Origin of the sequence: Rhizobium sp. RHZ02 (assembly GCF_014851575.1) — a bacterium.
In the GTDB taxonomy this organism is placed as follows: Bacteria; Pseudomonadota; Alphaproteobacteria; order Rhizobiales; family Rhizobiaceae; genus Rhizobium; species Rhizobium altiplani.
In genome coordinates, this window is record NZ_JACUZX010000030.1 from 25,892 (window position 1) to 48,385 (window position 22,494).

Sequence of the window (22,494 nt, forward strand, 5' to 3'; positions counted from 1 at the left end):
TGCGGGAGTTATAGCAGAGAGAATTAGGACGGCGCCGCAGCGCCGCCCGTGTCTCAGACGCCGAGCGACTTCAACTTGCGGTGAAGCGCCGAGCGCTCCATGCCGACAAACTCCGCGGTGCGCGAGATATTGCCGCCAAAGCGATTGATCTGCGCGATCAGGTAGTCCTTCTCGAACATCTCTCGTGCCTCGCGAAGCGGCAGCGTCATGATGTGATAGTCGTTCTTGGCCGAAACCTTTGGCAACATGTCGCCAAGGTCAGTCGGCAGCATCTCGGCAGTGATCGGCGCATCCGGACCGTCGGAACGGGCAAGGATCATCAGCCGCTCGATGTTGTTGCGCAGTTGGCGGATATTGCCCGGCCAATCATGGGCCTGTAGCACGGCCATCGCGTCGTCGCCAATGCGGCGGGGACGGATGCCGGCCTGTTCGGAAATCTGCCGCATCAGCTGATCGACCAGGAACGGAATGTCTTCGCGCCGTTCGGCGAGTGCCGGTACGCGCACGGGCACCACGGCAAGGCGATGATAGAGATCTTCGCGGAACCAACCCTCGGCGATGCGGGTTTCGAGATTGTAGGCCGTCGACGAGATGATGCGCACATCGACCTTCACCCGCTTGGAGCCCCCCACGCGCTCGAACTGCTGATCGACAAGAACGCGGAGGATCTTGTTCTGCGTCTCGCGCGGCATTTCGCCGACTTCGTCGAGGTAGAGAATGCCACGGTGTGCCTCTTCCAGTGCGCCGATCTTGCGCGCCTGGCCAGGCGACCCTTCCGTACCGAACAGCGCAATCTCCATGCGATCAGGCGTGATATTGGCGGCATTCAGTGCCACGAAGGGACCATTCGCGCGCGTCGACTTCTTGTGGATCATACGGGCCACAAGCTCCTTGCCGGAACCTGACGAACCAAAGATCATGATGCGGCTGTTGGTCGGCGATACCTTCTCGATCGTCTGGCGGAGCTGCGAGACGGCAACGGAGGTACCGATAAGTTCGACCGGATCGCCAGCCTTGCGCTTGAGTTCGGATACTTCGCGCTTCAGCTTCGAATTCTCTAGCGCGCGCTCCGCGATCAGGATCAGTCGATCGGCCTTAAATGGCTTTTCGATGAAGTCGAACGCGCCCCGCTTGATGGCGGAAACAGCCGTCTCGATGTTGCCGTGACCCGAGATCATGACGACAGGGATGTCCGGGTGGCGCGTCTTGATCTCGTCCAGAAGCGACAGACCGTCGAGCTTGCTGCCCTGCATCCAGATGTCGAGGAAGATCAGCCGCGGCGCACGATCGGAGATCGCAGCCAGCGCACTGTCGCTGTCATGTGCCGTACGGGTCTCATGTCCTTCGTCAGACAGGATACCGGAGACGATCTCGCGGATGTCGTGCTCGTCGTCGACGACCAGAATATCAGAGGCCATAAACACTTTCCTTGTCACTTGCGGCCGGAGCAGAAGGCGCAGTTTCCAGACGTGGCAGATGCACGCGGATCATGGCCCCTCTTCCCTGGTCGAAATCAGCGGGCGCATCATGCAATTCGAGCTGCCCACCATGTTCCTCAATAATCTTCTTTACGATCGCCAGGCCAAGTCCGGTGCCCTTCTCGCGCATCGTCGTATAGGGTTCCAGAATGCTGTGGCGGTTTTCGACCGGCAGGCCGCGACCGTTGTCGATCACATCGACGGTGAAGCGATCCCGCGCCGGATCGAGCGAGGCACGAACGAGGATCTTGCGCTCGTCGCGCTCTCCGCTCGGCACGGCTTCAATCGCCTCCACGGAATTCTTGATCAGATTGCCGAATGCCTGACCGAGCATGCGGCTGTCGAACAGCCCTTCCAGCGGCTGGTCGCCCAGTTCCTGCTGGAAGCTCACGTGGCTGTTGCCCATCTCGCGCAGGAACACCGCATCATGCAGGATCTTGCGGAGATCGCTCGGCTCCTTGATCGGCTTCGGCATCCGGGCAAACGACGAGAACTCATCCACCATGCGGCCAATGTCACCCACTTGCCGGATGATGGTCTCGGTGCACTGGTCGAAGACGCTGCGGTCATCCTGGTTGATCTGTTTGCCGTAGCGGCGCTGAATGCGTTCTGCCGACAACTGAATCGGCGTCAACGGATTCTTGATTTCATGAGCGATGCGGCGGGCGACGTCGCCCCATGCCGTCGAGCGCTGTGCGATAACGAGGTCGGTGATGTCGTCGAGCGTGATGACATAGGATTCGCTCATGTCGCGTACTTCCTCGCGCGTCACCTGGACGCTCAGCGTCCGCACGGTGCCAGCTCGCACGAGGGCAATCTGCTTGCGGAAATCGCCGCGATAGCGGGAGGCGGCTTCCGTCAGGACCTGGTCGACTTCGGGCGCGATCTCGGAGAGTTGCTTGCCGAGCATGTCCGACGCCGGCAATGCCATAAGCGCTTCTGCGGAACTGTTGACGATGGTGACCCTGCGATCGTGCTCGACACCGATGACCGCGGCGGTCACACCGGATAGAACCGCTTCAATGAAACGACGGCGGTCGTCCACCTCATCCTTGGCCTCCAGGATCTCGTCGCGCTGCGTGCGAATTTCCGAGATCATCTTGTTGAAGGTCCGCGAGAGGTTGGCAACATCGCCGTCCACGGAATGGACAGGCACGACAATATCCATGTTGCCGGAGGCCACGCTGTCCGCCGCCGTAATCAGCAGACGGATCGGACGCACGATACGGTCAGCCACGGCAATTGCCGTCCAGATGGCGGCCAGCAAAACGATAAGGGCAAAGCCGATGTAGAGAACCGCGAAGGCGATCTGCAGCGAGAAACGCCCTGCCTCCATGGATTTGTATTCTGTGGCGTTCTCCTCCATGAGACGCATTGCGCCCATGACCTTGGGATCGACCGCGCGGACCGTGTAGAGGAACGCGCCGTCAATCGCATCGAGCTTGATGATGGCGCCCACCAGGTTGGTTATGCCCGGCGGAATCAAGGTCGGCTGGCCGGCCGCGGCCTTGTTCAACGCATCCTGGGGAATTGCCGGCAACGGCTTCTCGGTCTTGATATCAGCCTGGGTGATCACCGAGCCGTCAGACTGGACAAGGAAAGCACCGAGCAGCCCGCGGCCCCGCGCCTGCCGCGTCATCAAATCGGAAAAGCCGGTGCGATCGAGATTGAACAGAGCCCTGTTGCGCTCGAGGTCATTCGCCATCGAGACAGTCTGGCCCTGCAGGTAGCTCGCATTCTCCATCATGTAGGCCTGCCCGATGTTTCGGGAGGAACTGACGATCGATTGCGTGCGGAGCGCAAACCACCGGTCGAGGCCGGCATTCAGCGTAATACTGGCGAAAATCGCAACAAGGATCGCCGGGGTGATCGCGACGATTGAGAAGAGCACAACGATGCGGATATGAAGGCGCGCCGCCGCTCGCCCGCGTTTCCGCGCCTTGAGCAGGCGGGAGACCTCGCGTGCGATGAGGGCCATCAGACCCAACACGAAAAACGAGTTCACGACAACCGAGGTGACAACGACATGGTAAGTCGGCGCGATCGGGGTCAGCCCGAGCAGAACGAAGAGCGTCAGCGTGGCACAGAGAAGCGCACCACCGGCAAGGATCAGGCCCGGCAGCGCAAACAGGGCACGGCGATCGGTCACGGCCGTGACAGCTTCGCCTTCCGCCGCAGGCGGCATTGCATCCTGTTCCATTCGCTTATTTCTCCTGGCAGCAGGCAATCGCCTCCGCCGCTCCCGCGGACCAGGGCGGAAGCCGCCAGCCTGCCTCCGCAACGCAACGGCAAGTGCCGCTGCTCTCTTAGACAGCTCCGAAAACCCGAACCCCATGCGTGACTTCTAAGCAACGCATTGTGGCGAAAATGCAACGTCGCCAGTCACATTGTCAAGCAGTGCGGGAGCTTCTGTACACCGATACGCCAAGCTCTCTGATCTTCTTGCGCAGCGTATTGCGGTTCAACCCCAAAAGGTCAGCCGCCTTGATCTGGTTGCCGCGCGTCGCCGTCAGCGCGGCTAGAATCAGCGGATACTCCATTTCCGTCAATACACGATCGTAAAGCCCGGGTGGCGGCAGGCCGTCGCCGAAACCGGCGAAGTATGTCCGCATGTTTTCTTCGACAGCCTGGGCGATAGTCATGTTGCCGTTACGGATCGGCCCCTTGTCGATCGGGCTGTCCGGCACATCGGACCGAAGCTCGGCTTCGATGATTTCGCGGGTGATCACATCCTGTGGATAAAGTGCCATCAACCGGCGAATGAGGTTCTCGAGCTCGCGCACGTTGCCCGGCCAGGCGTAGGCTTTCATCAGATCGAGCGCCTCCTGATCGAAGCGCTTGGAGCCAAGGCCTTCCTTTTCCGCCTGCTGGACGAAGTGGCGCACAAGATCCGGGATATCCTCCGCACGATCACGCAACGGCGGCAGACGCAGCGGAACGACGTTTAGACGATAGTAGAGATCCTCGCGGAAAAGTCCCTGATTGATCGCCTGCTTCAGATCCTTGTTGGTCGCCGCGACGATCCGAACGTCGGTGCGGATCGGTGTGCGGCCGCCGACAGTGGTGTACTCGCCTTGCTGCAGGACGCGCAGGAGGCGCGTCTGGGCATCCATCGGCATATCACCAATTTCGTCGAGGAAAAGCGTGCCGCCTTCGGCCTGCTCGAAGCGACCGGTCGAACGCGTCTGGGCGCCGGTGAACGCACCCTTCTCGTGGCCGAAGAGCTCGGATTCGATCAGATCGCGCGGGATCGCCGCCATGTTGATCGCGACAAACGGCCCGTTGCGGCGCTTGCCGTAGTCATGGAGCGCCCTCGCCACCAGTTCCTTGCCGGTACCGGACTCGCCGGTGATCATCAGCGTCAGATCGGTCTGCATCAGGCGCGCAAGGACGCGATAGATTTCCTGCATCGCGGCCGAACGGCCGACAAGCGGCATTCCGTCCTGCATGTCCTCGTCAAGCTTGGCTGGCCTGCGCTTCGGCTCGGCCAGCGCACGGCCGATGATGCCGATCAGTTCCGTCAAGTCGAATGGTTTTGGCAGGTAATCGTAGGCGCCCTTTTCGGAAGCCTTGATCGCCGTCATGAAGGTGTTCTGGGCGCTCATGACAAGCACGGGGAGATCCGGGCGGGCCTTCTTGATGCGCGGCAGGAGATCGAACGCATTTTCATCCGGCATCACGACATCGGTTACGACAAGATCGCCCTCGCCTGCCGACACCCAACGCCAGAGCGTGGCGGCGTTGGAGGTAATTCGCACGTCATAGCCGGCGCGGCTCAGAGCCTGATTAAGCACGGTACGAATTGCCGCATCATCATCCGCGACGAGGATCGTTGCTGTCATCGAGTAGGTCCTGTGGGAGTTATGGTCGTTGCGTCGTCCACCGATGCGTCCTTGGAGGCCGGCATCAAGACGCGGAATGTCGTGCGGTTGGTCTGGCTGTCGCATTCAATAATGCCGCCGTGGTCCCCAATAATCTTAGCGACGAGCGCGAGGCCAAGGCCGCTGCCGTTCGTCTTGGTCGTAATGAACGGATCAAACAGATGCGGCAGAAGGTCCGCCGGCACGCCCGGACCGTTGTCCTGAACACAAAATTCCAGCGGCAGCGAAATCTTTTCGCGCGTGCCGGCGACCGACAGACGAATGCCGGAGCGGTAAGCCGTCGTCAAAACGATCTCGCCATCCGGGCGATCGCCGACGGCTTCGGCGGCATTCTTTACGAGATTGAGGAACACCTGAACAAGCTGATCGCGGTTCGCGTAGACCGACGGCAACGACGGGTCGTAGTTCTCGGTGATCCGGAGGTGCCGCGCAAATCCCGCCTTCGCCACGGCCTTCACGTGATCGAGAACGGAGTGGATATTGACCGGCATCCGATCAACGGGGCGTTCGTCCGAGAAGACTTCCATGCGGTCCACGAGCGAGACGATGCGGTCCGTTTCGTCGCAGATCAGCCGCGTCAATGCGCGGTCGTCGTCGACGACCGATTGCTCTAGCAGCTGCGCTGCACCGCGAATACCGGAAAGCGGATTCTTGATCTCATGCGCCAGCATGGAGGCAAGCCCCGTGACCGAGCGGGCCGCCGCACGATGCGTCAGCTGCCGGTCGATCTTGTCCGCCATCGACCGCTCTTGGAACACGATCACGACGGAGCCTGGATCGCTGACGACAGGGGCAACATACAAGTCGACAAGCTTGTCCTGTCCGAGGCGCGGCGAGCTCAAGTCGACGCGATACTCGTTGATCGGTGCTCGCCGTTCACGAACCTGGTCGATCAAGGCCAGCAGCGGACTGCCAAATGGGATAAAGGTCGAGATCTTGTACCGCGCGAGGTGGGCTGCGCTGGCACCGAAGAAGGCTTCCGCTTCCCAATTTGCGAAGGCGACGAGGCCAGCCTCGTTGACCATCACGACCGGATTCTGGATCGCGTTGAGCACAGCGATCGCAACTGCGCTAACGCCGTTGTCGATCGACGATGGCACGTCATTCGTCATGCAGCCTCCCGCGTCTGCGTGTTCGATGCCGCAGCCATAAATGCGTTATAAAACCTTGCAGCTACGTCGTCGGGCTCCCGCGCCGTCATGATCGCGGCCTTTTCCTGCGCTGCAAGACCAGGCGCAAAACGGTCGAGATACCAGCCAAGGTGCTTCCTTGCATGGCGAACGGCGACTGCCTCACCGTAAAATTCGAGCATCATTCTGTAGTGCTCGGTCGCAATGTCGGGGACTTCCCACACTTCGGGCGCCGGTTGCCCAGCTAATACGCCGGCGTGCCACGGCCTGCCCTGGCAGCCCCTACCGATCATGACGGCATCGGCTCCCGAGCGACGCAGAATCTCATGTGCATCCTCGACGGTTTCGACATCGCCGTTTGCAACCAAGGGCACGGTAATGGCATCGCGAACCGCGCGGATCGCATCCCAGTCTGCCCGACCCTCGTAAAACTGCATGCGCGTGCGGCCATGGATCGTAATAAGCTGAACGCCAGCCTGTTCGGCGCGGCGCGCGATCTCGGGCGCGTTGATCGAATTCTCGTCCCAACCGAGCCGCATCTTCAGGGTCACGGGAACGCTGACGGCCTTGACTGTCGCCTCGATGAGGCTGAGGGCGTGATCGGGATCGCGCATCAAGGCGGAGCCGGAGTAACCGCCAATCACTTTCTTGGCGGGGCATCCCATGTTGATATCGATGATGTCGGCGCCATGGTCGGCAGCGATCTTCGCGGCCTCCGCCATCCAATGGGCTTCACGGCCAGCGAGCTGAACCATGTGGGGCTCAAACCCCGCGCTTTCGAGGCGTGCCCATGATTCGGCAGTGCTGTTGACCAGTTCGCGGCTTGCTACCATTTCGGTGACCACAAGCCCTGCGCCATGACGCCACGCCAGTTGCCGGAACGGCATGTCCGTCACGCCAGACATAGGCGCCAGCACAACACGGTTCCTGACTTCCACAGGTCCAATCCGCAAAGGTGATGCGAGGTCGAAGCTCAACAATTGATTATCTTTCAGGCACGCGAAATGCGTGCACTATTTTTAGACAGGTTTGAATGGCTTGCCAAGAGGGCAGTGCGCGAATTGACATTTTTCGAGCAAATGCTGGAATTCGATGCGCCAAGCCGCTAAGCACCGGTGTAAAAATCGCGCTTTGAGGATTTATGCCGCAAATGCATCAAAAGCAACCAGCAATAGGTATCGTCGTCGTCGCGGCCGGCCGCGGCGAACGCGCGGGCGCCTCCGAAGAGGGACCGAAGCAGTATCGGGCGATTGGCGGCAGGCCTGTTATCACTCACACACTGGAGAAGTTCGCCAGCTGGGAGCTTGCCCGCCACATCGTCGTGGTCATTCACCCCGACGACGAGGCGCTGTTTGCTAAAGCTGCCGGGCAGGTCCAGTCCGGCACGCCGATCGATGCGGCTCACGGCGGCGCTACGCGCCAACAATCCGTCTTAGCGGGACTACGCCATTTGCGCGGCAAGAATATCTCGCATGTTCTGATCCACGACGCAGTGCGGCCCTTCTTCGATCATGCGCTTCTCGATCGCATCGCTGGCCTGCTCTCGGAGGGCGTGCCGGCAATTCTCCCCGCCATGCCCGTCGCCGACACACTGAAGCGAGCAGATCATGATGGAACGGTCCTCGACACCGTTTCCCGCGATCATCTCTACGCAGCGCAAACGCCGCAGTCTTTCGCCTTCGAGCCCATCCTTGCCGCCCACGAAAAGGCGGTTGTGGCAAATCTCACCGATTTCACCGACGACGCCGCCATTGCCGAATGGGCCGGTATTCCGGTGCGGATCGTCGAGGGTCTGGCGGACAATGTAAAACTGACGGTCAAACGGGACATCGCAATGGCAGACAGCAGACTTTCAGTACAGGCGCTCCCCGATGTGCGCACCGGCAACGGCTACGACGTCCATCAGCTCGAGCCGGGCGACGGCGTAACGCTCTGCGGCGTCTTCATACCGCATGACCAGAAGCTCAAGGGTCACTCCGACGCGGACGTAGCGCTCCACGCGTTGACTGACGCACTGCTTGCGACCTGTGGAGCGGGCGACATCGGCGATCATTTTCCGCCATCTGATCCGCAGTGGAAGGGCGCGCCGTCGCGCATCTTCATCGAACATGCGGCAAAGATCGTGCGCGAGCGTGGCGGCGCCATCATGAACGCCGACGTGTCGCTGATCGCCGAAGCACCGAAAGTCGGGCCGCATCGCGACGAGATGCGCGCCAATCTGTCCGAGTTCCTGGGCATCTCGATCGACCGCTGCTCAGTCAAGGCGACGACCAACGAGAAGATCGGCTTTGTCGGCCGGCGCGAGGGCATCGCCGCGATCGCCACGGCAACCGTCGTCTATCGGAGCACATGAGATGAGCACCTTCCCGAACGACATCATCGTGCAAGCAGAAGCGATCATTCGCGATTTCACGGCAGCTGGGCTGATGGTTTCGACCGCGGAATCCTGCACCGGCGGACTGGTCGCTGGCGCGCTCACGGAAATCTCAGGATCGTCCTCTGTCGTGGACAGAGGCTTCGTCACCTACACCAATACCGCCAAAATGGAGATGCTTGGCGTGCAGGAGGAAACGCTGATCCGCTTCGGCGCGGTCTCCGAGGAGACGGCGCGGCAGATGGTGCACGGCGCCCTCTTCCGCTCCCGCGCCGCCATTGCCGTCGCTGTGACGGGCGTTGCCGGGCCAGGCGGCGGATCGGTGGAGAAGCCGGTCGGCCTCGTCCACCTCGCGGCCAAGTCGCGCTCTGGCGGGCTTATTCATCGGAAGATGCTCTACGGCGACATCGGTCGCGGTGAGGTGCGGCTTGCGACGGTCAGGACCGCGCTTGGTATGATCCAGGAATTGGCTCAGCCGTAAATCTTCGTCGCCCGCGTTTCGAAGGCTTCCGAGAACATGCGGAAGGCGCGATCGAACATCGACCCCATGACCGCCCCCAGGATGCGGCTCTTGAACTCGTAGTCGATGAAGAAGTGGATGTTGGAGCCTGTTGCCGTCTCCTCGAAACGCCAGCGGTTGTCGAGATAGCGGAATGGTCCATCAATATACTTGACCTCGATGAGGCGCTCGGCCCGGTTCAACAGCACCTGCGTCGTGAAGGTTTCGCGGATCGCCTTGTAACCGACGGTCATATCGGCGATCAGCAGAACCTTGCCGTCACGCTCCTTGCGGCTGCGAATGCTCAGCGCCTCGCAGAGCGGAAGAAACTGAGGATAATGCTCGACGTCGGCGACGAGATCGAACATCTGATCGGCGGAATGCGGGACGGAGTGATGCGTTTCGAACTGAGGCATGATCGGCAGTTAAGTAGGAGCGCCGAGAAGATCAAGAAGGTGGTTCACCTCCCGCCGGCTTTTCAGCTGAAAAACCGGAACATTCGGGCCATGCTTGTCGAGCGCAGCAATCACCAGGGGCGCGAACCGCTTCTCGAACGTCCAGATGTAAGTGAGAAACTCCCGATCCGGCACTCGCTCCAGGCATCCGGGCGCCATGTCTGGCCGAGTCCTTCCGAGATGGAGGAACGCGCGTTTGCAGATTCCCCACAGACAAAGCCAGCGCGGCATACGTACCCAGACGACCAGTTCCGTGCGGGCGACACGAATATCGAACGTGGATGGGCCGGTTCCGTCCATGAGCCACCGTTCGCCGGCGACGACGTTACCGATCAGATGGCGCTCTTCCTCTTTCGGGCGCTTGACCCAGCCCGGCAGCCAGAAGAACTCTTTATCCATGGAAAAATAAGGAAGATCGAGCTTGCTGCTGAGTTTTAGCGACAAGGTGCTCTTGCCGCCGCCGGAGCAGCCGATGACCATGATGCGCTCGGACTGGCGCAGCAGTGCGGCAACCTTGCGCATATCGTCGATATAAGCCGGCATTCTCGTCGCCTCCGCAAACAAAAAGCCGCGGGAAGATCGCCGCCGCTTTTGAAAAATGCAAGCGATCGTTGATTATTCTGCTGCGATCAGCAGCTTTTTCTCGCGTGCGGCCTTCAGGCGTGCGAAGTCGTCGCCGGCATGGTGCGACGAACGCGTCAGCGGGCTCGAAGCCACCATCAGGAAGCCCTTGGTATAGGCGACCGTCTCGTAGGACTTGAATTCGTCAGGCGTAACAAAGCTCATCACCGCGTGGTGCTTGCGGGTTGGCTGCAGGTACTGGCCGATGGTCAGGAAGTCGACCTCTGCGGTCCGCAAGTCGTCCATCAGCTGCAGCACTTCGTTTCGTTCCTCGCCGAGACCGACCATGATGCCCGATTTGGTGAACATGGTGGGGTCCAGTTCCTTCACGCGCTGCAGCAGGCGGATGGAGTGGAAGTAACGAGCTCCCGGACGAACCGTCAGGTAGTTGCCGGCAACCGTTTCCATGTTGTGATTGAAGACGTCGGGCTTTGCGGCAACGACGCGCTCCAGGGCACCGGGCTTCTTCAGGAAGTCGGGCGTCAGGATTTCGATGGTCGTCGTCGGCGAGGCAACACGGATCGCCCAGATCACCTTCTCGAAATGCTCGGCGCCGCCGTCTTCGAGATCATCGCGGTCGACCGAAGTGATGACGACGTGGGAGAGCCCCATCTCCTTCACCGCCTTGGCGACATTCTCCGGCTCGGCCATGTCAAGCGCATTCGGCTTGCCGGTCGCAACGTTGCAGAAGGCGCAAGCGCGGGTACAGATCTCGCCCATGATCATGAAGGTCGCGTGCTTCTTGTCCCAGCACTCGCCGATATTGGGGCAACCAGCCTCTTCGCAGACGGTGACGAGCTTGTGCTCCTTCACGATCGAGCGCGTCTCTGCGTATCCCTTGGAGGTTGGCGCCTTGACGCGGATCCAATCCGGCTTGCGCAGGACCTCCTGGTCAGGCCGATGGGCCTTTTCGGGATGCCGCACACGCTTGGAATCAGGATTGATCGTATCGAGAATGGTTACCATGGCAGTTCAAATCTCCGCCGCTCCATGCGGCAAAAGCCCTATCTATCGGCGGACGAGCCGCGCGACGAATATCAGCAAGCAGGCACCAAGAAAACCCGTGACGAAGTAACCGAGCCTGCCGCCGGCCACCTCTATATGAAATTGCGCCAGAATCGCGGTTGCGACCACCGAGCCGACGATGCCGAGCACGATATTGAGCAATACTCCGTAGCGAACCTCCATCAGCTTGCCCGCGAGCCAACCCGCAAAGCCGCCGATGATGATCGCTGCGATCCAGCCTACGCCTTCCATCCTGCCCTCGCCTCTTTACGATATCGCCCTTGCGATCAGAACCACGATGATGGCGCCGACACACCATAAACATGATGATCGACTTTTGCTTTTTCCACCTTCGACAATAGGGAAGAAACGATCAAGCGTTCAGGACACGACCATAAGCATCCAGAACCGCTTCCTTCATCGTTTCGGAAACCGTCGGATGCGGGAAGATCGTGTGCATCAGTTCCTCTTCCGTGGTCTCTAGGTTCATTGCGACGACAAAGCCCTGGATGAGCTCGGTGACCTCCGCGCCAACCATGTGGGCGCCGAGCAGCTCGCCGGTCTTCCTGTCGAAGATGACCTTGCAGAGACCCTGATCTTCGCCAAGCGCGATCGCCTTGCCGTTGGCGGCAAAGGAGAAGCGACCGACACGGATGTCGCGGCCCAATTCCTTGGTCTTGGCTTCCGTGAGACCGACGGAGGCAACCTGCGGGTTGCAGTAGGTGCAGCCCGGGACCTTGCCCTTGTCGGTCGCATGAACGTTCGGCAGGCCGGCGATCTTCTCGACGCAGACGACGCCTTCGTGCTCCGCCTTGTGAGCGAGCATCGGCGGGCCGGCGACGTCACCGATCGCGTAAATGCCAGGAACGTTGGTCTTGCCGTAACCGTCGATGACGACGCAGCCGCGATCCGTCTTGACGCCGACAGCCTCAAGGCCGAGGTTTTCGATGTTGCCCTGCACGCCGACAGCCGAAATCATGCGATCCGCCGTGATCTGCTGTATCTTGCCATCCGACGTCTCGACATGCGCGGTGATGCTGTTGGCGGATTTTTCGACCTTCGCGACCTTTGCGCTCGTGAAGATCTTCATGCCGCGCTTTTCCATCTGCTTGCGGGCGATCGCAGTAACTTCCGCATCCTCGACCGGCATGATGGTAGGCAAGACTTCGACCACCGTCACGTCCACGCCCATCGACAGATAGAAGCTTGCGAATTCGATGCCGATCGCGCCCGAGCCCATGACGATCAACGACTTCGGCAGTACATCCGGCTTCAGCGCTTCGAAATAGGTCCAGATCAGCTTACCGTCCGGCTCGATGCCCGGCAGGGCGCGGGGACGCGCACCTGTTGCAACGATGATGTGCTTGGCGGTGTAAGTGCCCTCGCCCTTGACGCCCTTCGGCACGGGATGCTGTGGCTCGACGACCGGCTTCGACGACTTGCCGACGACGATCTCACCCGGCTTGGTGATCTTGGCCTCGCCCCAGATCACGTCGACCTTGTTCTTCTTCATCAGGAAGCCGACGCCTCCGTTGAGGCGTGCGGAGACGGCGCGCGAGCGGGCAACGACCGCCTTCACGTCGGCGCTGACCTTGCCTTCCAGCACGAGACCGTAGTCCTTCAGGTGGTTGGAATGGTCGAGAATTTCGGCCGAGCGGAGCAGAGCCTTGGTTGGAATGCAGCCCCAGTTCAGGCAAATGCCGCCCAGATGCTCGCGTTCGACGACCGCGGTCTTGAGACCGAGCTGGGTGGCGCGCACAGCGGCGACATAGCCCCCGGGTCCGGAGCCGATGATGATGACGTCGTAGTTCTCAGCCATGTTTCCCTGCCTTTGCTATCGGGCGTCGCGGGTGAGAAGCACCCACTCGTGTTTCCTGCCGTTTTCGAAGAAGGCCACGGCATTCGTTCGCGCCGCCTCCGAAAATCCATTCTTCTTGTAAAGCGACAGAGCCGCCTCGTTGTAACCTGCGGTAATCAGGCTGACCGGCGCATTTTCCGCACGCTCAATCTGATCCATGAGAAGCCTTCGACCGATCCCGATGCCACGCAGATGGCTGTAGACACCGAGCGTTCCGACAAACCAGCTTCCCACCACCATTTTCTGCAGATCGATGACCGGCTTCAGCGCCGGGCGATCCGCCTCAATATTCCGTATGCCTTCGCCAAGACCGTAGCCGATCGCGGCTCCCGCGATCTCGCCATGGGCTTCGGCAATCACGGCGTCGCTCCAGTTGCCTTGCCCCTGGTCGCCACGCAGCTTCTGCCGTCCACGCTCCATCGGCGTATCGCCGCCACCGTTTCCAAGCTCCACCAGCCAGAGCCAGGAGGCGAAACCATGGGAAGCGATGTCCGTGAGTAAAGCCAGCTCCGTCGCATCCTCCCGCGTCGCGGGACGAAGCGAAGCGAAGGATCCCATGCTCAAAGCCCCAGCATCATCCGCACAGTCGACTCCATGCCGCGCCCAAGAGCGCGGGTATTGTCCGCATCGAGGTGAATGCCATCGACCGGTGTCGTCTTCGCCACCGAATTGCCGTCAAAGAAGCCGCAGCCGAGTTCGTCCGCGAGATCACGATAAAGGGTCGGAAGCTTCGCCGACTCCTCGATGGCGCCGACGAACGACGCCGCAAATGGCACGTTTGCCGTCTCACGCACCTTCGGCGGCGCGACGATCAGAATGTCCGGCCCATCGAATTCGAAGGGCCAGGCATGATTGCGGATCAGACGCACCAGCCGGGCAATGCCCTGGCAGGCGGCAAAGGCCGAACCCGCCACGACAGGCTTCATGTCGTTGGTGCCAAGCAGCAAAATGACGAGATCAAGCGGCGCATGGCTCTGCAGAATCGTCGGAAGGATGCGTGCGCCGTTCCGGTCGCAGTCGGCGAGATGGTCGTCGAAGGCGGTGGTTCGCCCATTCAATCCTTCGGCGATGATCCGCACTTCGTTGCCGAGTGCCGCCTGAAGCGCACTTGGCCAACGATCCTTGTAGGCATGACGTCCGATCGTGTCGGCGTCATAGCCCCAAGTCAGCGAGTCACCATAGCAAAGAACGGTCTTCGTCATTTCCGCCTCCGCTCCGGTCTCAGACGAGCATACCCATCGGATTTTCGATGTAGCCCTTGAACGCCTGCAGCAGCTCCGCACCAAGCGCGCCGTCGACGCAGCGATGGTCGGTCGACAGCGTGACCGTCATCACGGTTGCGACAGCCAGCTGGCCGTTCTTGACGACGGGGCGCTGCTCGCCTGCGCCGACTGCGAGGATCGTCGCATGCGGCGGGTTGATGACGGCTGCGAACTGCTTGACGCCCATCATGCCCATGTTGGAGACCGAGCTGGTTCCGCCTTGGTATTCTTCGGGCTTCAGCTTGCGATCCTTGGCGCGCTTGCCGAGATCACGCATCTCGTTGGAGATGGCCGACAGGGTCTTCTCCTCGGCCTTGCGGATGATCGGGGTGATCAGGCCGCCAGGGATCGAGACGGCAACGCCGACATCGGCGTGCTTGTGCTTGACCATGTTGGCTTCGGTCCAGGAGACGTTCGCATCCGGAACATCGCGCAGAGCCAGCGCCATAGCCTTGATGACCATATCGTTGACCGACAACTTGTAGGACGGCGCACCATCCTTGCGGGGAGCGGCATCGTTCAGCTGGGCACGCAGAGACATCAGTGCATCGAGCTCGCAATCCACGGTGACGTAGAAGTGGGGCACAGTCTGCTTGGACTCGACGAGGCGCTTGGCGATGACCTTGCGCATGCCATCATGCGGCACGAGCTCGTAAGAGCCCGGTTCGAACAGCTTGAGAACGCTCTCGTCCGATGCGCCCTTCGGGGCTGCAGCAGGAGCCGGTGCGGCAGCCTGCGGAGCAGCAGCAGCCGGAGCAGCCTTTGCACCACGACCTGACACGGCCGCCTCGACATCGCTCTTGACAACGCGGCCGTGAGGGCCGGAGCCTGATACGGCCGAGAGATCGATACCGGATTCCTTGGCCAGTCGACGCGCAAGCGGCGAGGAGAAGGTGCGATTTCCGCCCGCGGGAGCGGCTGCAGGTGCCGCTGCCGGAACCGGTGCGGCAGCAGCCGGAGCCGGTGCTGCCGGCGCTGCTTCCGTCTTCGGGGCTTCAGCAGCCTTCGGCGCCGGTGCGGCAGAGCCTGCACCGCTTGCAGCAGCGGATACATCTTCGCCATCGGCAGCAAGCACGGCGATCAAGGCATTGACCTTGACGCCTTCCGTGCCGGCAGGAACGACGATCTTGGCAACCGTGCCCTCATCGACGGCTTCGACTTCCATCGTTGCCTTGTCGGTTTCGATTTCCGCAATGATGTCGCCCGACTTGACCGTGTCGCCTTCCTTGACGAGCCACTTGGCCAGATTGCCTTCTTCCATCGTCGGAGAGAGGGCAGGCATCGTGATGTTGATAGGCATCGAAATACCCTCCCCTTGTTACTTGTAGCAAACGGCCTTTACGGCATCGACGACCTCGGCGACGCTCGGCAGTGCGAGCTTCTCGAGATTGGCGGCGTAGGGCATCGGAACGTCCTTGCCGGCGATCGTGAGAACCGGCGCATCGAGGTAGTCAAAGGCCTGCTGCATGACGCGGGTAGCGATTTCGGTGCCGACCGAGTTCTGCGGATAGCCTTCCTCGACGGTGACCAGACGGCCGGTCTTCTTGACCGATTCAATCACGGTCGGAAGGTCCATCGGGCGCAGCGTGCGCAGATCGATCAGCTCGGCATCGATGCCGATCTTTTCGAGTTCGGCGACGGCCTTGGTGGCATAGGTCATGCCGATGCCGAAGGAGACGATCGTGACGTCCCTGCCCGGACGATGGATGCGAGCCTTGCCGATCGGGAGAACGAAATTATCGAGCTTCGGCACATCGAAATGCTGACCGTAGAGGATTTCGTTCTCGAGGAAGACAACAGGGTTCGGATCGCGGATGGCAGCCTTGAGCAGACCCTTTGCGTCGGATGCCGTGTAGGGCATGACGACCTTGAGGCCCGGGATCTGGCTGTACCATGCCGAGTAGTCCTGGCTGTGCTGGGCACCGACGCGGGCAGCTGCACCGTTCGGGCCGCGGAAGACGATCGGAGCACCCATCTGGCCACCGGACATGTAGAGCGTCTTAGCGGCGGAGTTGATGATCTGGTCGATCGCCTGCATGGCGAAGTTGAAGGTCATGAACTCGACGATCGGCTTCAGACCGGACATGGCAGCACCGACGCCGACGCCGGCAAAGCCGTGCTCGGTGATCGGGGTGTCGATGACGCGGCGGGCGCCGAATTCCTGCAGAAGACCCTGGGTGACCTTGTAGGCGCCCTGGTATTCGGCAACTTCTTCGCCCATGACGAAGACGCTGTCGTCGGCGCGCATTTCTTCGGCCATGGCATCGCGAAGCGCTTCGCGAACAGTCATGGAGACCATTTCCGTACCTGCCGGAATTTCCCGATCGTTCGGCACGGCAGCCTTCGGCTCCGCCGGAACCGGAGCAGCAGCGGCAGCAGGCTTTTCTTCCGCCTGCGGAGCGGCAGCGGCAGGTGCGGGCTGCGCGGCAGGTGCGGCAGAGATGTCGGACGCCGATTCACCGTCCTGAAGCAGGACCGCGATCTTGGCATTGACCTTCACATTTTCTGTGCCGGCCGGAACCAGGAGCTTGCCGATGACGCCTTCATCGACGGCTTCGACTTCCATCGTTGCCTTGTCGGTTTCGATTTCGGCGATCACGTCACCAGACTTGACGGTGTCGCCTTCCTGCTTGAGCCATTTGGAAAGCGTGCCTTCTTCCATCGTCGGAGAGAGGGCGGGCATGAGAATATCGATTGGCATGGGTCGTCCCTCCCCGATTAGAGCAGAATGTCAGTGTAGAGCTCGGATGCATCCGGCTCCGGATCGGACTGGGCGAAGTCGGCGCTGTCGGCAACGACATCGCGGACATCCTTGTCGATCGCCTTCAGATCGTCTTCCGAGGCCCAACCCTTCTCAAGGAGGCGCGCTCGCACCTGCTCGATCGGATCCTGCTCGGAGCGCATCTTCTGCACTTCTTCCTTCGTGCGGTACTTCGCCGGGTCGGACATCGAGTGACCGCGATAGCGGTAGGTCAGCATCTCGAGGATGATCGGACCCTTGCCGGAGCGGCAATGCTCGAGGGCTTCGTCGGCTGCGGCCTTTACGGCGCGGACATCCATGCCATCGACCTGGATGCCGGGGATGCCGAAGCCGGAGCCACGCAGGGAGTAGTTCGACTGCGCGGTCGCGCGGGCAGTCGAGGTGCCCATGGCGTAACGGTTGTTTTCGACGATGTAGATGATCGGGAGCTTCCAGAGAGCAGCCATGTTGAAGCTCTCGTAGACCTGGCCCTGGTTCGCAGCACCGTCACCGAAGTAAGCGACGGAAACGCTGTCGTTGCCGCGGTAGCGATTGGCGAAAGCGAGACCCGTTCCAAGCGAAACCTGGGCGCCGACGATGCCGTGACCGCCGTAAAAATGCTTCTCTTTCGAGAACATGTGCATCGAGCCGCCCTTGCCGCGCGAATAACCGCTACGGCGGCCGGTCAGTTCGGCCATGACGCCACGCGCGCTCATGCCGGTCGCCAGCATATGGCCGTGATCGCGATAGGCGGTGATAACCTGATCGCCTTCTTTCTGCGCCATCTGCATGCCGACGACGACAGCTTCCTGACCGATGTAGAGGTGACAGAAACCGCCAATGAAGCCCATGCCGTAGAGCTGCCCGGCCTTCTCTTCGAAGCGGCGGATCAGCAGCATTTCGCGGTAGGCCTTGAGCTCCTCGTCGCGCGTGAAATCAGCGACAGGACCACCATTCGAGGCCTTGTTTGCCGGCTTTGCGCTAGTTTTACGGCTGGAAACGGTCGCGGTTTTTCGCGGCGCCATTCAACCCTCCCTATGGGTTTGTCGGTTCTTTGGTGGCGCACACCATAGGGAAGAAATTTAGCCACAGCAATGCCATAAATGCATGGCTCGTATTCATCAGTAAATCACTGATAAATAACGCTTTATTTCGATTAACTGAATTTCGGTTAATTCGAATAGTGATTGAATATGACGATCTCGTCAGCGCGAGAAACATTAAGCTGAAGACGCGCTTTCTCGTCCAGCATGTCCTTGTCCATCGAACCGTCGCTCAGCAGCGCGACCTGCTTTTCAAGATGCTCGCGCTTGCCTTTCAGAACCGCCAACTCCCTTTCGCGCGCTATCCGCTGGCGCTCGAACCCCTCGGTTGCCCGCAGACCGTAATCACCATGAATGCAATGATAGCCGAAGTAGGAGAGAAACGCGACCGTCATCGCGGGAACCACGAAACGACCGATCTTTTTCTTCTTGTGATGCTTTGTCCACATAAACGCACGCTCGAACGCATTACCTCGATGCGCTGAAGACTACCGGGCAGAGATTAACTGTCCGTTGACTATGAAAAATCAGGCACGAAAAAACCCGCGCCTTTCGTAGACGCGGGTCCAAGTCGCTCAATTCAGGCGCGATTGATCAGCCGCGGATGATCGAACGGCCGGCGTAGCGGGCCTGCGGGCCGAGGCCCTCTTCGATGCGGATCAGCTGGTTGTACTTGGCCAGGCGATCCGAGCGCGACAGCGAGCCGGTCTTGATCTGACCGCAGTTGGTGGCGACCGCCAGATCGGCAATCGTCGAATCTTCGGTTTCACCGGAACGGTGCGACATGACTGCGGTGTAGGCAGCCTTATGCGCAGTGTTGACGGCGTCGAGCGTTTCCGTCAGCGAGCCGATCTGGTTGACCTTGACGAGGATCGAGTTGGCAACGCCCATGCGGATACCATCACGCAGACGGGCCGAGTTGGTGACGAATAGATCGTCACCGACCAGCTGGACCTTCTTGCCGGCCAGATCCGTCAGTGCCTTCCAGCCGTCCCAATCGTCTTCAGCCATACCGTCTTCGATGGAGATGATCGGATACTGGGCGGCGAGCTGGGCAAGGTATTCAGCCATGGCACCCGATTCCAGCGTGCGGCCTTCGCCTTCGAGAACGTACTTGCCGTCCTTGAAGAATTCGGTCGCAGCGCAGTCGAGGCCGAGGTAGATGTCTTCGCCCGGCTTGTAGCCGGCTTTCTCGATCGACTTCATGATGAAGTCGAGGGCTTCAGGGGCGCTCTTCAGGCCCGGCGCGAAACCACCCTCATCGCCGACGTTGGTGTTGTGGCCCTGAGCCGACAGCTCCTTCTTGAGGACGTGGAATACTTCCGAGCCCATGCGAACGGCTTCGCGGATGGAATCGGCACCGACCGGCAGGATCATGAACTCCTGGAAGTCGATCGGGTTGTCGGCATGCGCGCCACCGTTGATGATGTTCATCATCGGGACCGGCAGCAGGTGGGCGCTGGCGCCACCGACATAACGGTAGAGCGGCAGGCCGGCAGCCTGGGCAGCAGCCTTGGCAACCGCGAGCGATACGCCGAGGATGGCGTTGGCGCCGAGGCGCGACTTGTTCGGCGTACCGTCCAGTTCGATCATGATGTTGTCGATCTGGATCTGGTTTTCGGCATCAATGCCGCCGATCGCGTCAAAGATTTCGGTGTTGGCGGCTTCGACAGCCTTTTCAACACCCTTGCCGAGATAGCGATTGCCACCATCGCGAACTTCAACAGCTTCGTGAGCACCGGTGGAAGCGCCCGACGGCACCGCCGCACGGCCCATGCTGCCGTCTTCGAGATAGACATCGACTTCGACGGTCGGATTGCCACGGCTGTCGAGAATCTCGCGGGCGATAATGTCGGTAATTGCAGTCATCGGTTCTTCCTGCTCGGTGGGTGATAACGTTGGAAGCCTGTTTAATCGAAGGCACACAAATTACAATGCCACACTGACGACAGATGGCATGCCACGGCCCTAGCGGGTGAATATGTCAGGCCTTTGAAGCCACGCCCGGCCGTTGGTTAGAGACAACGCTTATCAACTTTCAAAACCTGAAGTTTTGGAAATATAAATTTTGACTTTCAAGCTGGTTGTAAATTTATCGACCAGTAACCAATCATATTTATAGTTAACGGCCGAAAGGAAATAACACCTTCTTCGGCAGGCGTTATTGCATGATGCGCTTCCTTATGCGGCCAAGCCGCCTGTCACGATCCATAGCTGCTGCTCGAAAATTTCCAATGGTTTCAGAAACGACGTCGTTCACTATTTACTATTTACGGGGCATAGGATGAAACTCAATATTGCACGAAGCCTTGCAATCTTCGCGGTGGTCGTCGCCGCCGGGCTCATTGCTTCGATCGGCATACAAAACTACGCCTTCAATAAGCTACGCGTGAACGGCGAGATGTACCGGCAAATCGTCTACGGCAAGGATCTCGTTGCCGATATTCTGCCGCCGCCCCTCTATGTCGTTGAATCCTACATGCTTGCACTCGAGGCGGTGCAGCGCCCGGAGGTCGCCGGAAAGAACATCGACCGCATTCAAAATGTCCTGAAGCCCGCCTATGAGGATCGCCGCAAGTATTGGCAGGCAACCGCGCTCAGCGCAGACCTCAAGGAAAAACTTCTGAACGACGTCCTCATCAAAGGCGATGCGTTCTGGAAGGTGATGCAGGACGAACTCGCGCCCGCCATCCTTAACCACGACTCTGCGGTCATCCCGACAGCCTTCGAGAAGCTTGCGACCAATTTTCATATCCACGAAACGGCGGTCAACGAGCTCGTTGATATGGCGAACGCCTTCCTGGCAAAGGCTGAAAAAGACGCGGCCGAACAGACAAGCATTCTCTCGGCGATCACGGTTGCATCTGCGGCGGTCTCGCTTTGCCTGCTTCTTGGCGGCCTCTACGCCTTCCGCCGGCGCGCCATCGTGCCACTTTCGGCGATGCGCGACTACATGGCGATCCTGGCGGGCGGCGACTATTCCAAGGAAGTCCCCTTCAGCCACCGTGTCGATGAAATTGGCGAAATGGCACGCGCCGTCACCGTGTTTCGCGAATCGGCGCAAGAACGGAACAAAATCCGCGAACACCAGGATGCGGAGCGCCAGGCCCAAGCCCAGCGCGATGCGGCGCTGGCCGCCTCCAATGCTGATGAGGATGCCGGCCGCGAACGCATCATCGTGAGCCTCAGCCGCGGCCTGGACCGTCTTTCCCGCGGCGACCTCACCGTCCAGCTCAACGAAGCGTTCGCGCCAGACTACGAGAGGCTACGCGAGCAGTTCAATTCGAGCGTCCGCACGCTTTCCGGCACAATGAGGGATATCGCGACGGCAACCACTACGGTCAGGACTGGCACTAGCGAAATCGCAACAAGCACGGATGATCTGGCCCGGCGAACGGAACATCAGGCCGCATCGCTGGAGCAGGCAGCCTCGGCGCTAGATCAGATCACGGTTACGGTCAAAAACTCGTCGGAACGCGCCCATGAAGCAAACGCGATGATGACGGTGACGAAGGAAAGCGCCAGCTATTCGGCAACTGTCGTGCACGAGGCCGTAGCTGCGATGGAGAAGATCGAAGCATCATCCGTGCAGATCGGCGAAATCATCAACGTCATCGACGAGATCGCCTTCCAGACCAACTTGCTCGCGCTCAATGCTGGTGTTGAGGCCGCTCGTGCCGGCGAGGCCGGAAAGGGTTTTGCCGTCGTGGCGCAAGAAGTGCGCGACCTCGCCGGCCGCTCTGCCAAGCTGGCGAAGGAAATCAAGCAGTTGGTCGAGACTTCGTCCAGTCAGGTGTCAACCGGCGTTGCCTTGGTGAACCGCACCGGCGAAGCCTTGAACAGTATCGATCAGCAGGTGCTGAAGGTGACGACGCTGATCGAGGCGATCGTGCGCTCTTCCTCTGAACAGACGACCGCGCTCGTCGAGGTCAATGCCGCCGTCAACACCATGGACAGCGTCACCCAACAAAACGCCGCGATGGCGGAGGAAACCAGCGCAGCCTGCCGCGAGCTTGGCAACGAGGCGCTACACCTCAATCACCTGCTCTCCCGCTTCGCTCTCGAAGGCACGGAGAGGACGGCAGGATCGGCATATCCCACAAAGACGAGGTTGGCGCTCGCCGGTTGACGGCGTGCACGTCCATCCA

20 protein-coding genes are annotated in these 22,494 nt (G+C 60.3%); 3 read left to right on the forward strand and 17 right to left on the reverse strand.

The window, feature by feature from the left end; translation table 11 throughout:
- Positions 1 to 53 precede the first annotated feature (53 nt).
- The 5 genes from IB244_RS27435 to dusB all read right to left on the reverse strand — a co-directional run bounded on the left by IB244_RS27435 (position 54) and on the right by dusB (position 7,394).
- The gene (locus tag IB244_RS27435; RefSeq protein WP_062375417.1) at positions 54 to 1,418 is read right to left on the reverse strand and encodes a sigma-54-dependent transcriptional regulator; all 1,365 of its coding nucleotides are present in this window, start codon (positions 1,416 to 1,418) and stop codon (positions 54 to 56) included.
- Positions 1,408 to 3,678, reverse strand: coding sequence for a sensor histidine kinase NtrY-like (locus IB244_RS27440; RefSeq protein WP_018858793.1), 2,271 nt, complete (start codon positions 3,676 to 3,678; stop codon positions 1,408 to 1,410). The genes IB244_RS27435 and IB244_RS27440 overlap by 11 nt, the downstream gene beginning before the upstream one ends.
- 190 nt (positions 3,679 to 3,868) lie before the next feature.
- Positions 3,869 to 5,320: a nitrogen regulation protein NR(I) gene (gene ntrC / locus IB244_RS27445; RefSeq protein WP_018858794.1), complete on the reverse strand. Its 1,452-nt coding sequence runs from the start codon at positions 5,318 to 5,320 to the stop codon at positions 3,869 to 3,871.
- Positions 5,317 to 6,471: a two-component system sensor histidine kinase NtrB gene (locus IB244_RS27450; RefSeq protein WP_169683867.1), complete on the reverse strand. Its 1,155-nt coding sequence runs from the start codon at positions 6,469 to 6,471 to the stop codon at positions 5,317 to 5,319. Before IB244_RS27450 ends, ntrC begins: the two co-directional genes overlap by 4 nt.
- A complete protein-coding gene (gene dusB, locus IB244_RS27455; RefSeq protein ID WP_018858796.1) occupies positions 6,468 to 7,394 on the reverse strand; it encodes a tRNA dihydrouridine synthase DusB in 927 nt (308 codons plus the stop codon). The genes IB244_RS27450 and dusB overlap by 4 nt, the downstream gene beginning before the upstream one ends.
- 236 nt (positions 7,395 to 7,630) lie before the next feature.
- Between dusB and IB244_RS27460 the strand changes: the two genes are divergently transcribed.
- Both IB244_RS27460 and IB244_RS27465 read left to right on the forward strand, forming a co-directional pair.
- Positions 7,631 to 8,842, forward strand: a complete 1,212-nt coding sequence (locus IB244_RS27460) for a bifunctional 2-C-methyl-D-erythritol 4-phosphate cytidylyltransferase/2-C-methyl-D-erythritol 2,4-cyclodiphosphate synthase (protein ID WP_169683866.1) — start codon at positions 7,631 to 7,633, stop codon at positions 8,840 to 8,842.
- A 1-nt stretch (position 8,843) separates the two neighbouring features.
- A complete protein-coding gene (locus IB244_RS27465) occupies positions 8,844 to 9,344 on the forward strand; it encodes a CinA family protein (protein ID WP_169683865.1) in 501 nt (166 codons plus the stop codon).
- On the opposite strand, the gene IB244_RS27470 is transcribed toward IB244_RS27465, so the two are convergent.
- The 12 genes from IB244_RS27470 to eno all read right to left on the reverse strand — a co-directional run bounded on the left by IB244_RS27470 (position 9,335) and on the right by eno (position 20,215).
- Positions 9,335 to 9,778, reverse strand: coding sequence for a type II toxin-antitoxin system RatA family toxin (locus IB244_RS27470; RefSeq protein WP_007790436.1), 444 nt, complete (start codon positions 9,776 to 9,778; stop codon positions 9,335 to 9,337). The two genes, IB244_RS27465 and IB244_RS27470, sit on opposite strands and share 10 nt — an antisense overlap.
- A gap of 9 nt (positions 9,779 to 9,787) precedes the next feature.
- Entirely contained in the window at positions 9,788 to 10,360 is a 573-nt protein-coding gene (locus IB244_RS27475) for an ATPase AAA (protein ID WP_026371999.1), read from the reverse strand.
- Positions 10,361 to 10,432: 72 nt separating this feature from the next.
- Positions 10,433 to 11,404 carry a lipoyl synthase gene (gene lipA / locus IB244_RS27480; protein ID WP_192241956.1) on the reverse strand — a complete coding sequence of 324 codons (972 nt, stop codon included), beginning with the start codon at positions 11,402 to 11,404 and terminating at the stop codon, positions 10,433 to 10,435.
- A gap of 42 nt (positions 11,405 to 11,446) precedes the next feature.
- Positions 11,447 to 11,695 (reverse strand): GlsB/YeaQ/YmgE family stress response membrane protein, encoded by a 249-nt coding sequence (locus IB244_RS27485; RefSeq protein WP_018858801.1) that lies wholly within the window; start codon positions 11,693 to 11,695, stop codon positions 11,447 to 11,449.
- Between the two features lie 121 nt (positions 11,696 to 11,816).
- Positions 11,817 to 13,262: a dihydrolipoyl dehydrogenase gene (gene lpdA / locus IB244_RS27490; protein WP_192306294.1), complete on the reverse strand. Its 1,446-nt coding sequence runs from the start codon at positions 13,260 to 13,262 to the stop codon at positions 11,817 to 11,819.
- Positions 13,263 to 13,277: 15 nt separating this feature from the next.
- A complete protein-coding gene (locus IB244_RS27495) occupies positions 13,278 to 13,859 on the reverse strand; it encodes a GNAT family N-acetyltransferase (protein ID WP_018858803.1) in 582 nt (193 codons plus the stop codon).
- A gap of 2 nt (positions 13,860 to 13,861) precedes the next feature.
- On the reverse strand, positions 13,862 to 14,503 hold the full coding sequence (locus IB244_RS27500; RefSeq protein ID WP_018858804.1) for an SGNH/GDSL hydrolase family protein: 642 nt from the start codon (positions 14,501 to 14,503) through the stop codon (positions 13,862 to 13,864).
- Between the two features lie 19 nt (positions 14,504 to 14,522).
- The gene (locus IB244_RS27505) at positions 14,523 to 15,863 is read right to left on the reverse strand and encodes a pyruvate dehydrogenase complex dihydrolipoamide acetyltransferase (RefSeq protein WP_192306296.1); all 1,341 of its coding nucleotides are present in this window, start codon (positions 15,861 to 15,863) and stop codon (positions 14,523 to 14,525) included.
- Positions 15,864 to 15,881: 18 nt separating this feature from the next.
- Complete coding sequence (locus IB244_RS27510; protein ID WP_192241959.1) at positions 15,882 to 17,264, reverse strand: pyruvate dehydrogenase complex E1 component subunit beta; 1,383 nt, start codon at positions 17,262 to 17,264, stop codon at positions 15,882 to 15,884.
- A 17-nt stretch (positions 17,265 to 17,281) separates the two neighbouring features.
- Positions 17,282 to 18,328: a pyruvate dehydrogenase (acetyl-transferring) E1 component subunit alpha gene (gene pdhA / locus IB244_RS27515; RefSeq protein ID WP_018858807.1), complete on the reverse strand. Its 1,047-nt coding sequence runs from the start codon at positions 18,326 to 18,328 to the stop codon at positions 17,282 to 17,284.
- 146 nt (positions 18,329 to 18,474) lie between these two features.
- A complete protein-coding gene (locus IB244_RS27520; RefSeq protein ID WP_007532419.1) occupies positions 18,475 to 18,795 on the reverse strand; it encodes an FtsB family cell division protein in 321 nt (106 codons plus the stop codon).
- A 145-nt stretch (positions 18,796 to 18,940) separates the two neighbouring features.
- Entirely contained in the window at positions 18,941 to 20,215 is a 1,275-nt protein-coding gene (eno, locus tag IB244_RS27525; protein WP_112659422.1) for a phosphopyruvate hydratase, read from the reverse strand.
- Between the two features lie 415 nt (positions 20,216 to 20,630).
- On the opposite strand from eno, the gene IB244_RS27530 reads away from it, so the two are divergent.
- A complete protein-coding gene (locus IB244_RS27530) occupies positions 20,631 to 22,475 on the forward strand; it encodes a methyl-accepting chemotaxis protein (protein ID WP_192306298.1) in 1,845 nt (614 codons plus the stop codon).
- The last annotated feature ends 19 nt before the right edge of the window (positions 22,476 to 22,494 follow it).